The organism is Nocardiopsis tropica (genome assembly GCF_042660575.1).
Lineage (GTDB): Bacteria > Actinomycetota > Actinomycetes > Streptosporangiales > Streptosporangiaceae > Nocardiopsis > Nocardiopsis tropica.
Map to the genome: position 1 here is coordinate 440546 of NZ_JBHSUF010000001.1, position 12305 is coordinate 452850.

The window sequence follows — 12305 nt, forward strand, 5'->3', positions numbered from 1 at the left end:
GGGTCGGGCGCCTCCCGGCTGCCCGTCGACGGGTCAGAGCACCTGCAGCGGGTCCACCCGTACCTGGGCGAGGTGCTCGTCCCCGCGGGCGCTGCGCGCCGACGCCGCGGCCTTCAGCGAGCGGGCCAGCGCGCCCACCCCCTCGCGGGGCACCCGGAGCAGCGCGCGCTCCGTGGGCGGCGCGCCCTCGGCGACGGGGCCGCGCTCCGAGGCCACCGGCACGGGCCCGAGCACCTCGGCGCCCTCGGGCAGCTCCACCTGGGCGAGCAGTTCGCGCACGTCGTCCACGGCGCCGGTGATCGACGCCATCGTCACGGCGGGGGGGAACCCCAGCTCCCTGCGCTCGGCCAGTTCCCGTGCGGCGAAACCGCCCGGGTCCCAGCGCACCAGGGCCTGCACCACCGGCAGCGACGCCTCCGCGGACACCACCACGGTGCCGCCCGGCCGCACCAGCGCTGCGGCGTTGAACCAGCGGCGCAGCGTCTCCTCCGAAGCGCGCAGGTCGGCCCTGTTCAGCAGGGCCCAGCCGTCCAGGAGCACCGCCGCCGCGTACCCGCCGCCCCTGACCACCGGTTCGGCCCCGGGGGTGGCCACCACCAGGGACGGCTTGTCCGGGACCTCCGGCAGCACCTCGTCGCGCCCGGACGTGCGCACGGTGAGGGAGGGAAAGGCCCGGCCCAGCTCCTCGGCGGTGCGGCGGGCCCCCACCACCACCGCGCGCATCCGGGAGGCCCCGCAGTCGGGACACGTCCACTGCCCGGCCACCCGTCCGCACCAGCCGCAGGAGGGCAGGGCGTTCGCCTCGCGGATCGCGAGCGGCCCGCGGCAGCCGTCGCAGCGCGCGGGTTCGCGGCAGCCCGCGCAGGCCAGGGTGTTGAGGTAGCCCCGGCGCGGAACCTGGAACAGCACCGGCCCGGTCCTGGCCGCGTCCCGCGCCGACTTGAGGGCCAGGCTCGGCATGCGGGCGGTGCGGGCGGCCTCGTCCCGGGCGAGTTCGCGGTCGTCCCCCGCGGGCTTGACGAGCGGGGCCCGGCGGCGCAGCGTCGCGCGGTCCGCGACCAGCGGGTGCGCCCAGCCGGACTCGACCAGGAGCTGGGCGTCCGTGGTGCGGGTGTGCCCGCCGAACAGCGCCCCCGACCCCGTCTGGTGCGCCCGCATGGCCAGCACGGTGCGGGCGTGCGGATAGGGGGTGTGCGGGTCGGCGTGGACGTCGTCGCCGTCGTCCCAGAGCACGACCAGCCCGAGGTCGCGGACGGGGGCGAAGATCGCGGTGCGGGTCCCCACGACCACCCGGACCCCTCCGCGCAGGACCGACAGCCAGCGCCGGTAGCGCGGGGTCGGTCCGAGGTCGGCGGGCAGGGCGACGTGCCGCCCCCCGCCCAGGCGCCGGACCATCGCGGCGTCCACCGCCTCGACGTCGCGGCTGTTGGGGAGCACCACCACCGTCCCGCGCCCCGCGGCGAGGGCGGCCCCGGCGGCCACTGCGATCGCGTCCGGCCAGTCGTTCCCGGGGAGGGCGTTCCACACCGCGCGCGCCGCGCGTCCCTCGCGCAGGGCCGCGACGAAGGCGGGCCCCTCGGGGTAGTCCGCCCAGGGACCCGTGTCGGCCCCAGGGGCCTCGAGGGAGGGTCCCGCGCCCCCGGCCCCGGGCTCCGGCGCCCCGGGCTCGGCTGTCCCGGTCCCGCCCGGGGGCTCGGCGGAGGGTTCCGCGATCGGTTCCGCGGGGCCTGCCTCCCCGTCCTCCGCGTCCCCCGCCGGGGCGTCCGCGTCAGGGACGGCCTCGCGCTCGACCCGCGCCCGGCGCGGCGGGACGGCCAGCCTGACCACGTCGTGCAGGTTGCCCGCGTACCGTCCGGCCACGGCCCGGGCCAGTTCCAGGATCTCCGGCGTGAGGACCGGCTCCGGGGAGACCACCTCGGACAGGTAGGCGAGCCGGCCGTCGAACTCCGAGCGCTCCACCCGCTCCGCGATGAACCCGCCGAGCAGCCGGTGGCGGAAGGCGACCTTCACCCTGCAGCCTGGGACGGCGGCCTCGTCCAGGTCGGCGGGGACCCGGTAGTCGAAGAGCCGGTCCAGGTGGGGCAGGGGGGTGTCCACGATGACGCGCGCGACGGACAGCCGCCCGGCGGGTTTCCTCGGCGCCGGACGGGACGCCTCCTCGGCCCTGGCCCTGGCCGCGGCTCTGGGGTCCACCAGCTCCGACACGTCGAAGAGGGCGTCGCCGGGTGGGTCGGACTGCGCTGTCATCACCACTGGTCTACCAGAACGGTCCGACACCGCCGCTCCTCTGCGGCGGGAGCCCCCTCCGTGACTGGTAGAACAGTGTCCCGTACGCGCAGCGGAGGGGGATCCGAACATGAAGCTCGTCTTTGCCGGAACACCGGAGGTGGCAGTGCCCTCGCTCCGGGCGCTGATCGGCTCCGAGCACGAGGTCGCGGCCGTGGTCACCCGGCCCGACGCCCGCTCCGGCCGGGGCCGCCGGATCTCCGCGAGCCCGGTGGGCGAGGTGGCCGAGGCCGAGGGCATCGAGGTCCTCAAACCCGCCAGGGCCGGTGACCCCGAGTTCCTCGCTCGCCTGGAGGAGATCGCCCCCGACTGCTGCCCCGTGGTCGCCTACGGCGCGCTGCTGCCGCAGCCGGCCCTGGACATCCCCCGCCACGGCTGGGTCAACCTGCACTTCTCCCTGCTGCCCGCCTGGCGCGGCGCCGCCCCCGTCCAGCACGCGGTGCTGCACGGCGACGACATCACCGGGGCGTCCACCTTCCGGATCGTCAAGGAGCTCGACGCCGGGCCCGTCTACGGGACCCTGACCGAGGCCGTGCGCCCCACCGACACCAGCGGGGAGCTCCTCGGACGGCTGTCCGTCTCCGGGGCCGAACTCCTGAAGCGCACCGTCGACGGCATCGCGTCCGGGCAGCTCGAACCGGTCGAGCAGCCCGCCGACGGGCTGTCCTACGCCGCCAAGCTCACCCCCTCGGACGCCGAACTCGACTTCACGCTCCCGGCGCTGCGCGTCGACAGGGTGGCCCGCGCCTGCACCCCCGCCCCCGGCGCCTGGACGACCTTCCGCGGGACCCGCCTCAAGCTCGGCCCCGTCACCCCCGTGACCGACGCGGACACCCCCGACCTCGCCCCCGGTCGGATCCACGCCGGCAAGAAGCACGTCCTGGTCGGCACCAGCACCCACCCCGTCGCCCTCGGCGAGGTGCAGCCGCAGGGCAAGCGGTCCATGGCCGCCGTGGACTGGGCGCGTGGCGTGCGTCCCACCGAAGATGACCGCCTGGGCGCGTGAGCTGCCGTAGTCTCGACCTGGCGGACCGAACGGACGTCCGCCAGGCCCCGTCCCCGGTTTGTTGAGGCAGCACAGTTGAGCGAGCAGTCCCGATCCCCGTACCGCCGGCCCCGCAGGGGCTCGAAGCCCGTACAGGGCGGTGGACAGGGCGCGTCGGGGCCGCCCGCGCCCCGTGACCCCGCCCGCCGGGTCGCCTACGACGTGCTGTGCGCCGTCGAGCAGCGCGACGCCTACGCCAACCTCCTCCTGCCCGCGCTGCTCACCGAGCGCGGCATCAGCGGGCGCGACGCGGCCCTGGCCACGGAGCTGACCTACGGCACGCTGCGGCTCCAGGGCACCTACGACGCGATCCTGGAGGCGTGCGTGGACCGCACGCTCGCCTCCGTGGACGCCGACGCGCTGCCGGTCCTGCGGCTGGGTGCCCACCAGCTGCTGTCCACGAAGATCCCGCCGCATGCCGCCGTCAGCGCCACCGTGGACCTGGCCCGCCGTGTGGTGGGCCACCACCGGGGCCGTTTCGTCAACGCCGTCCTGCGCAAGGTGTCGGCCCGCGACCTGGACGCGTGGACCGCCGTGGTCGCCCCCGACCGGGACCGCGACCCCAGCGGGTACCTGGCGGTCGTACGGAGCCACCCGCGCTGGGTGGTCAAGGAGCTCGCCCGCGCACTGGGGGAGCACTCCTCCACCGGCCTGGTCCGCACCGAGCGACTGCTGGCCGCCCACAACGAGCGGCCCCGGGTGACGCTCGTGGCCAAGCCCGGCCGCTCGACCGTCGAGGACCTGGTGGCCGCGGGCGCGGAGGAGGGGCGCTACTCGCCCTTCGCCGCCTACCTGCCCCAGGGGGACCCGGCGGGGATCCGCGAGGTCCGCCAGAACCGGGCCGCCGTGCAGGACGAGGCCAGCCAGCTGGTCGCCCTCGCCCTGAGCCGGGTCGACGCGCACGGCGACGACGCCCTGTGGCTGGACATGTGCGCGGGCCCCGGCGGCAAGGCCGGCCTGCTGGCCTCCCTCGCCGGGCAGCGCGGGGCCCGCCTCCTGGCGTCCGAGGTCCAGCCGGCCCGCGCGGGGCTGGTCGCCACGGCGGTGCGCCGGGCCCCCCGCGACGCCGGGCGCGTGATCGCGGCCGACGGCACCAGGCCCGCCTGGCGCCCGGGCGTGTTCGACCGGGTGCTGGTGGACGCGCCGTGCACGGGCCTGGGCGCGCTGAGGCGCCGCCCGGAGTCGCGCTGGCGCCGCACCGAGACCTCCGCGGCCGACCTGGCGCCCCTCCAGCACGGTCTCCTGGCCCGCGCAGCGGACGCCGTGCGCCCCGGCGGCGTGGTGGCGTACGTGACGTGCTCCCCGCACCTGGACGAGACCGACGGCATCGTCCGGCGGATCCTCGCGGAGCGGGACGACCTGGCGCTGCTGCGCGCGGCCGACCACCTGGACGAGGTGCCGGACCTGGCCGCGGGCCCGGACGGGAACTACGTCCAGTTCTGGCCGCACGTCCACGGCACGGACGCGATGTTCCTGGCCCTGTTCCGCAAGGCGGCCCGGGACTGACCCCGGCCGGCGCCGCGCGCCTCCGGGCGCCCGGTCTGCCCGTGCCCCACGAGGGCCGTCCCGGCCCGCCGACGGGCGCGGGCGGCCGTCTCCGGGCAGCAGGACAGCGCCGTGCCGGGGAGCGCGCGGCCACGGGGCCGCGGGGCCCGGACGGACGCCGCGCGGGATCCACCGGTGTTTTGTTCGAGGACGAGAGCGCACGGGCTGTTCTCGCACCTCAAGGGCGGGAAGAGGAATCGTGAAGGCCGGGTGTCGCGAAATACGACACCCCCGGACGGTTCAGTGACCACGACGCCGCGCGGGTCAGAGCGCCGGTCCCTCCGGCACCGCGGCCGAGGGGCCGGAGGGACCGGCGGGAGCCGCCGGTGCGGGGACGGGCGGCGGCGGGGGCATGCTGGCCCTGAGCCGCAGGGTGAGCCGTTCGCCCAGGTCACGGTCGAAACGCCCCCCGTGCCCGACCCCCGCCCGGTCGGCCAGGTCGGTCGCGTACAGCCGGACGGAGGCCTCGACCAGCGCGGCGTAGGCCTCCGCCGCCGCCCTGGTCCGCACCCACGCGATCGCGGCCAGCACCGCGGAGGCGAGCGCGGCGGGATACCACCACGCGGCCATCGGCAGGTACAGCAGCGCCCACGCGGCCAGGCCCGTGGAGCGCGACAGCGCGTCCCGCGCCTCGGCGACCTCCGTCCGGGCCTCCTCGGGCAGGACCAGCCACAGGTGCGGCCACAGCACGGCGAGGTCGGCGTCGTGGTCGCGGTCCAGGCGCGTCCGCGCCGCCCCGATACGGTCCCCGGCCCAGGTGGGGCGCTCGGGCCTCTCGGGGGAGAGCCGCGCCATGCGGTCGTAGGCGGCGGCGAAGGCGGCCTCCGCGCCCTGCCCGCCGCCCGAGCCGTCCCCGGCCGCACGGACCCGCTCCACCTCGCCGCGCAGGACGTCCCACCTGCGTCGGCGCGACTCCACCCACCGACCGGTCCAGCCCCGCAGCGGGGGCGGCCACCGGTGCCAGTCGGCGGCCGTCCACAGGCGCTCGACGACGCGCCCGGTCCCCCGGGCGAGCAGCCCCGCGGCGGAGCTCCCGGCCAGGATCGCGGCGAACACCAGGGCCTGCCCGCCGAAGGTGTCCACCCGCGGGTCCTCGGCCAGGCGCGTGATCTCCGAGACCAGGTGGCCCACGTCCCAGGCCCGGCCCCAGCCGAGCGCGTAGGCGGCGGTGGCGACCGCCAGGTACAGGGCTCCGGGCAGGGCGAGCGCGGTCACCCACCGCTCGGCGAGCCTGGTGCCCAGCTCCGACAGGAAGGCGCCCACGGCCTACGCCCTCCTGGGGGAGCGGAGCGGGAGGCCGGCGACCAGGCAGGTCGGGGGGTCCTCCGCCGGGTTCGGCTCCCAGGTCCGTTCGCACAGGCCCCGCGGGCAGCGGTACACGGCGGACGCGGGCCTGGGCAGGCCGAGGCCCGAGGGCGCCGGGTCGCGGGCGCCCACGCGGTGGGCGGCGTTGGAGTAGCCGTACAGCCCCGCCCCGTCGCCGAGGGCGACCAGGGCGCCGTGCAGCTCGTCCAGGGCGGCCAGCGCCCCGCGCCCCTCGGCCGCGGCCCTGAGCACGGCGTCCACGAGGGAGGGGCCTCCCTCCACCGCGGCGAGGCGGCCGCGGATCTCGGCTGCGTGCTCGCAGACGCTTCCCAGACGGGTCTCGGCGCCGTCGCCCATGGGGGTACCTCCGGTCGCTGGGGGGCCGACTGCGGTGAGCGTACCCCCGCGGGGCCCGGTGACGCCGGGCTTTCGCAGCTTCCCTCCCGGGCGTCCGCCACCGGCCGCGGCGAGACTGTGAATCTACGTCGTAAAGCCACGAGGGGTGGGGTCCGGCTCCCACGTGAGGAGAGGACACGGGAGAGGGGTCCGGCCCGCCGGGAGCCGCGTCCGCCCAGCTCGTCCTCCCTCTCCGGGGCGAAGCCGGCGGCCCGTCTGGCTACACTGCTGGCGTGGCAATCCAGATCTCACCCAGCATCCTGAGCGCCGACTTCGCGCATCTCGCCGACGAGGCCGCCGCGGTCTCCCCGTCCGCCGACTGGCTCCACGTGGACGTGATGGACGGGCACTTCGTCCCCAACCTCACGCTCGGCCTGCCGGTGGTCGAGTCGCTGCTCAAGGCGACCGACACCCCGCTGGACTGCCACCTGATGATCGAGGAGCCCGACCGGTGGGCCCCGGCCTACGCCGAGGCGGGCGCCGGCAGCGTCACGATCCACGCCAAAGCCGCCGCCGCCCCCGTGCGCACCCTGCGCGAGATCCGCCGCCTCGGCGCGCGGGCGGGCCTGGCCCTCAACCCGGCCGAGCCCGTCGAGCCCTACGCCGACATCGTCGGTGAGATGGACATGCTCCTGCTCATGACGGTCGAGCCCGGCTTCGGCGGCCAGAGCTTCCTCGACGTGGTCCTGCCCAAGATCCGCAGGGCCCGCGAGATCCTCGACACGCGGGAGGCCTCCGTCTGGCTCCAGGTCGACGGCGGTGTCAGCGCCGAGACCATCGAGCGCGCGGCCGAGGCCGGGGCCGACGTCTTCGTGGCGGGATCGGCCGTCTACGGAGCCCAGGACCCCGCCCAGGCCGTCGACCGCCTGCGCGCCCTCGCCGCCGGGGCGGCCGGGGCCGAGTGAGTCGGACCGGGGCCCCGGCCCCACCCGGCCCAGGGGCCGCGCACAACGATCCCGGCCCGGCCCCGTGCACGCCTGGCCACGCGGGGCCGCGGCCCCTATGCTTCCGGTCCGTAGTCGTCAGTCGAAGAAGTCGAGGATTCCGCTTGGTCGCGGCTCCGTCTTCCCCTCCGCGTACGCGCGCCCGGGGGAGCGGCGCGGCGTGAGCGCGTTGCCAGGCGCCGACACGTGGAGTGCGCGTTGAACGCTCGGACGGCCGGTCACCTGGCCATGGACGTGCTGTGGGAGCCCGAGTCCACCGCCATCGGGTGGCTCCAGGGGCTGGGGGACTGGCTCGCCCATCCGCTGGTGGCGGTCACCCAGCTCGGCTCGCAGTTCGTCCTGATCCCCCTCACCGCCCTCGTCTTCTGGTGCGTGAACCCCGGCTTCGGGGCGCGGCTCTTCGTCGCCCTGGCCGCGTCCGGGGTGCTCAACTACCTGGGCAAGGCCGTGTTCCACGGGGCGCGCCCCTACTGGTACAGCGCCCACGTCACCGCGTACGCGAGCGGATCGAGCTTCGGCATCCCCTCCGGGCACGCCCAGGCCTCCACCGTCTTCTGGGGGTACCTGGGGTTCAGGTCGGGGCGTCGCACCCGGCTCTGGGCGGCCCTCGCGCTCATCGCCGCGATCTGCGTGTCCCGGATCTACCTGGGCGTGCACTTCTTCAGCGACGTCCTGGCGGGGCTGCTGGTGGGCGGCGCCGTCCTGTGGGCGGCCCTGCGCTGGGAGGACCGGCTCGTGGCCTGGTGGCTGGGCCTGGACACGGTCCGCTGGGTCGGCTGCGCCCTGGCCGTCTCCGTCGTGCCCTGTCTGGCGGCGGCGCTGTGGCAGGCGCTGGCCATGGGGGACTGGTCGGTCCCGGCGGACTGGATCGGCTCCACGCCCACCGATCCGGCCGGGCACACCCTCGCCGGTCTGTTCACCGTGGCCGGCGGTCTGCTCGGCGCGCTCGTCGGCTTCACGCTGCTCGCCCGACGCGGCTGGTACAGCGCGGAGGGGAGCCTGTCCGCCAGGGCCGCCCGCTTCGTCCTCGGCCTCTCGGGGATCGTGGTGGTCCAGGTGGTGGTCCACCTCCTGGCCGGGGGCCTCACGGGCCTCGCGGAGGCGGTCGTGATGTTCGCCGCCTACGCCGGGATCGCCCTCTGGGCGGCCTTCGGCGCGCCCGAGATGTTCATCCGCAGCGGTCTGGCCCACCGGCCCGGGGAGGGCGGCGGCACCCCGCTCGCGGGCGGTCACGAAGGCCTTCCCGGCGACGGCCACGCCCGTGACGACGGGAAATGATTCCGGTCACACCAACTATGCGGCCGTGCTACCGACGCGTTAAGATCCGAACCGTTGAGACAACAGTCAAACGCGTGCTCCGGGGTCGGTGTAATTCCGAACCGGCGGTGACAGTCCGCGACCCGGCCGAATCCATCGGCCGGTTGAACCGGTGAGATTCCGGTACCGACGGTGAAAGTCCGGATGGGAGGCAGCGCGTGTTGGGCCGGTCTGTCCGCCGTGGCTCCCCGTGACCCGCGGCGTCCAGCCCCGGCCTTGTCGTGGACCCGTTCCACACCCCTGCCCCGGAGCCTGTCAGGCGAAGGGAATGCACAGGCGTGTTCACCGGAATCGTGGAAGAACTCGGCAAGGTCGTCTCCATCGAGCCAGCGGGCACCACGGGCGAGTCCCTGCTGCTGACGCTGCGCGGTCCCCTGGTCAGCTCCGACGCGGGGCACGGCGACTCCATCTCCGTCAACGGCGTGTGCCTGACCGTCGTCGCCCGGGGTGAGGACACCTTCACCGCCGACGTGATGAAGGAGTCGCTGGACCGCTCCTCCCTGGGCGGCCTCTCGGTCGGCTCCGAGGTCAACCTCGAACGCGCCGCCCGCGTGGACGGCCGCCTCGGCGGGCACATCGTCCAGGGCCACGTCGACGGCACCTCCCGCCTGCTCTCCCGGAATCCCGGTGACAACTGGGACGTTCTACGGTTCAGCCTGCCCGCGGAGCTCTCCCCGTACGTGGTCGAGAAGGGGTCGATCACGGTCGACGGGACCAGCCTCACCGTCTCCGCGGTCAGCGCGCCCGGTGCGGACGAGGAGTTCTTCGAGGTCAGCCTGATCCCCGAGACCCTGAGGGCCACCACTCTGGGGGGCCTCCCGGCCGGCGCCACCGTGAACATCGAGGTGGACGTCGTCGCCAAGTACGTCGAGCGCATCGCCTCCGTGGCCGCGAGCCGGCCACGGGCCTGACCGCCGGCGCGCGGCGCCACGGGACGGACCCGCACGCGCGGGCCGTCACCACCACACCACCCACACGCACGATCCACCTCAGGGAGCGGTAATGACCGTCACCGACGCCACCCCGTCCACCTCCGACACCGGGAAGGCCGTGGTCCTCGACCGTATCGAGGACGCCATCGCCGAGTTCGCCGCGGGGCGGGCCATCGTGGTGGTGGACGACGAGGACCGCGAGAACGAGGGCGACATCATCTTCGCCGCCGAACTCGCGACGCCCGAACTGCTGGCGTTCATGATCCGCCACACCTCCGGCGTGGTGTGCGTGCCCCTGGAGGGGGAGGACCTCGACCGCCTGGACCTGCCGCTGATGACCGCGCGCAACGAGGAGAGCCTGCGCACGGCGTACACGGTCACCGTCGACGCGCGCGAGGGCGTGAGCACCGGCATCTCCGCGGCCGACCGCGCCCGTACCGTGCGCCTGCTGGCCTCCGCAGGGAGCCGGCCCGTCGACTTCGTGCGTCCCGGCCACATCCTTCCGCTGCGCGCCCGTCCGGGCGGCGTCCTCGCCAGACGCGGGCACACCGAGGCGTCGGTGGACTTCGCCCGCCTGGCCGGCCTGCGCCCCGCCGGGGTGCTCGCCGAGGTGGTCAACGACGACGGCACGATGGCCCGCCTGCCCCGGCTGCGCGAGTTCGCCGACGAGCACGGCCTCAAGCTGGTGTCGGTGGAGCAGCTGGCGGCCCACCGCGCGGCCCTCGGCGAGACCCTCACCGAGGAGGAGGCGCACCCGCCCCTGGTCACACGCATGGTCGAGACCCGTATGCCCAACCGGCACGGCGAGTGGCGCGCGATCGGCTTCAAGGGGACCGCCGACGGCGCCGAGCACGTCGCGCTGGTCCTCGGCGACCTGGCGGACGGGGCCGGTGTCCTGGCCCGCCTGCACTCGGAGTGCCTCACCGGGGACGCGTTCGGCTCGCACCGCTGCGACTGCGGGGCCCAGCTGGACGCGGCCATGGCCGACATCGCCGCGGAGGGCCGCGGGGTGGTCGTCTACCTGGGCGGCCACGAGGGCCGCGGGATCGGGCTGCTGCACAAGCTGCGCGCCTACAGCCTCCAGGACCGCGGCGCGGACACGGTCGACGCCAACCTGAGCCTGGGCATGCCCGCCGACGCACGCGAGTTCGGGGCCGGGGCCCGGATCCTCGCCGACCTGGGCGTGTCCTCGGTGCGGCTGCTGTCGAACAACCCCGACAAGGCGGAGAGCCTGGAGCGCCACGGCATCCGGGTCGAGGAGCGCGTCGGCATGCCGTCCTTCGTCACGGAGGACAACATCGACTACCTGCGCACCAAGCGGGACCGCATGGGCCACGACCTGGCGGGCGTGTCCGACTGAGGCCCCGGCCGGGGCCGTCCCGGCGAGAACAAGCCCTGCCCCTCCCCGATCCGGCGCACGCCGGCCCGCGGGAGCCGCACATCTCACACACAGGAGACCCTCATGAGTGGTGAAGGACGCCCCGACCAGCACAGCGTGGACGCCTCCGGGCTCTCGGTGGGCATCGTCGCGACCCGGTGGAACGGGGCCGTGGTGGGCCCGATGCTCGCCCGGGCGCTGGAGGTCGTGAAGGCCTCCGGGGCGGCCGACCCGGTGGTGGTCGAGGTCGCGGGCGCCGTCGAGATCCCCGTGGTCGCCCAGGAGCTGGCCCGCAAGCACGACGCGGTGATCGCGCTGGGCGCGGTCATCCGCGGCGGCACCCCGCACTTCGACTACGTGTGCCAGTCGGTCACGCACGGCCTCACGGAGGTGGCCCTGCGCGAGTCCACCCCCGTGGGCAACGGTGTGCTCACCTGTGACACCCTGGAACAGGCGCGCGACCGCGCCGGCCTGCCCGGCAGCATCGAGGACAAGGGTGCCGAGGCGGCGCTGGCCGCACTGGACACGGCTGTGGCCCTGAAGGGGCTGCGCCGCTGACCGGACCCCGTCGCGCGCACGGGTGTCATCCCGGCCAGGTCTGGTGGAACGGTGGAGCAGTCGGTGCGGACGAAGGAACAGCCGGTGGACGAGGCGTCGAAGCAGCCGGTCCTGCCGAGGACGTGGCGGCCCCGGGCGGTGCGGATGGTCGCCTACGGCCTGGGCCTGCTGATCGTGGCCACCATGGCGGTGCTCGCCGCGATCCTGCCCGGGGACTGGCGGATCATGGACAGGCTCCTGCTCGTGGGCCTGGGCGTGGCGATCGCCGCGGGCCTGCACCTGATCGCCCGGCCCAGGCTCGTCGCCGCGGACGGGGGCGTGACCGTGGTCAACGGCATCCGCACCCACGTGCTGTCGTGGGCCGAGGTCGTCGACATCCGGATGCCGGTCGGCGAGCCCTGGCCCTCGGTGGACCTGTCGGACGGCACCACCCTGGCGGTGATGGGCATCCAGAGCGCCGACGGCGAGCTCGCCCTGCGCAACCTGGAGGAGTTCCGGTCCCTGCTGCACGACCGCGGTGAGGCACAGGAGCCCGGCCGGTCGTAGGTACCTCCAACGGGAGTCCTCGTTTCTTGACGGAACGGGGACTCCCGTCGTGT

Annotated in this window: 11 protein-coding genes and 1 riboswitch; of the genes, 8 read left to right on the forward strand and 3 right to left on the reverse strand. The window is 75.4% G+C overall.

The window, feature by feature from the left end:
* Window positions 1-33: 33 nt before the first annotated feature.
* The gene (locus ACFQBR_RS01855) at window positions 34-2247 is read right to left on the reverse strand and encodes a primosomal protein N' (RefSeq protein ID WP_344176327.1); all 2214 of its coding nucleotides are present in this window, start codon (window positions 2245-2247) and stop codon (window positions 34-36) included.
* 109 nt (window positions 2248-2356) lie between these two features.
* Between ACFQBR_RS01855 and fmt the strand changes: the two genes are divergently transcribed.
* On the forward strand, window positions 2357-3292 hold the full coding sequence (fmt, locus tag ACFQBR_RS01860; protein ID WP_267945857.1) for a methionyl-tRNA formyltransferase: 936 nt from the start codon (window positions 2357-2359) through the stop codon (window positions 3290-3292).
* Window positions 3293-3367: 75 nt separating this feature from the next.
* On the forward strand, window positions 3368-4837 hold the full coding sequence (locus ACFQBR_RS01865) for an RsmB/NOP family class I SAM-dependent RNA methyltransferase (protein ID WP_352982929.1): 1470 nt from the start codon (window positions 3368-3370) through the stop codon (window positions 4835-4837).
* A gap of 303 nt (window positions 4838-5140) precedes the next feature.
* Here the strand turns inward: ACFQBR_RS01865 and ACFQBR_RS01870 are convergent, their stop codons facing one another.
* Entirely contained in the window at window positions 5141-6139 is a 999-nt protein-coding gene (locus tag ACFQBR_RS01870; protein WP_344176331.1) for a hypothetical protein, read from the reverse strand.
* A 3-nt stretch (window positions 6140-6142) separates the two neighbouring features.
* Window positions 6143-6538: a hypothetical protein gene (locus tag ACFQBR_RS01875; RefSeq protein WP_344176333.1), complete on the reverse strand. Its 396-nt coding sequence runs from the start codon at window positions 6536-6538 to the stop codon at window positions 6143-6145.
* 272 nt (window positions 6539-6810) lie between these two features.
* Here ACFQBR_RS01875 and rpe point away from each other — a divergent pair, with 272 nt between their 5' ends.
* From rpe to ACFQBR_RS01905, 6 genes are all read left to right on the forward strand, one after another.
* Complete coding sequence (rpe, locus tag ACFQBR_RS01880) at window positions 6811-7482, forward strand: ribulose-phosphate 3-epimerase (RefSeq protein WP_267945853.1); 672 nt, start codon at window positions 6811-6813, stop codon at window positions 7480-7482.
* Between the two features lie 237 nt (window positions 7483-7719).
* Window positions 7720-8799, forward strand: coding sequence for a phosphatase PAP2 family protein (locus ACFQBR_RS01885; protein WP_344176335.1), 1080 nt, complete (start codon window positions 7720-7722; stop codon window positions 8797-8799).
* Window positions 8800-8869: 70 nt separating this feature from the next.
* Window positions 8870-8998, forward strand: a riboswitch (FMN riboswitch).
* 118 nt (window positions 8999-9116) lie between these two features.
* Window positions 9117-9749, forward strand: coding sequence for a riboflavin synthase (locus ACFQBR_RS01890; protein WP_344176338.1), 633 nt, complete (start codon window positions 9117-9119; stop codon window positions 9747-9749).
* Between the two features lie 91 nt (window positions 9750-9840).
* On the forward strand, window positions 9841-11130 hold the full coding sequence (locus ACFQBR_RS01895) for a bifunctional 3,4-dihydroxy-2-butanone-4-phosphate synthase/GTP cyclohydrolase II (protein WP_267945850.1): 1290 nt from the start codon (window positions 9841-9843) through the stop codon (window positions 11128-11130).
* A 102-nt stretch (window positions 11131-11232) separates the two neighbouring features.
* Complete coding sequence (gene ribH / locus ACFQBR_RS01900) at window positions 11233-11706, forward strand: 6,7-dimethyl-8-ribityllumazine synthase (protein ID WP_267945849.1); 474 nt, start codon at window positions 11233-11235, stop codon at window positions 11704-11706.
* An 84-nt stretch (window positions 11707-11790) separates the two neighbouring features.
* On the forward strand, window positions 11791-12252 hold the full coding sequence (locus tag ACFQBR_RS01905; RefSeq protein ID WP_267950460.1) for a PH domain-containing protein: 462 nt from the start codon (window positions 11791-11793) through the stop codon (window positions 12250-12252).
* The last annotated feature ends 53 nt before the right edge of the window (window positions 12253-12305 follow it).

Bases quoted from the DNA above. Each gene is read 5' to 3' on its own strand.
- ACFQBR_RS01855 (WP_344176327.1), bottom strand. From the start codon at position 2,247: ATGACAGCGCAGTCCGACCCACCCGGCGACGCCCTCTTCGACGTGTCG.
- ACFQBR_RS01875 (WP_344176333.1), bottom strand. From the start codon at position 6,538: ATGGGCGACGGCGCCGAGACCCGTCTGGGAAGCGTCTGCGAGCACGCA.
- ACFQBR_RS01895 (WP_267945850.1), top strand. From the start codon at position 9,841: ATGACCGTCACCGACGCCACCCCGTCCACCTCCGACACCGGGAAGGCC.
- fmt (WP_267945857.1), top strand. From the start codon at position 2,357: ATGAAGCTCGTCTTTGCCGGAACACCGGAGGTGGCAGTGCCCTCGCTC.
- ribH (WP_267945849.1), top strand. From the start codon at position 11,233: ATGAGTGGTGAAGGACGCCCCGACCAGCACAGCGTGGACGCCTCCGGG.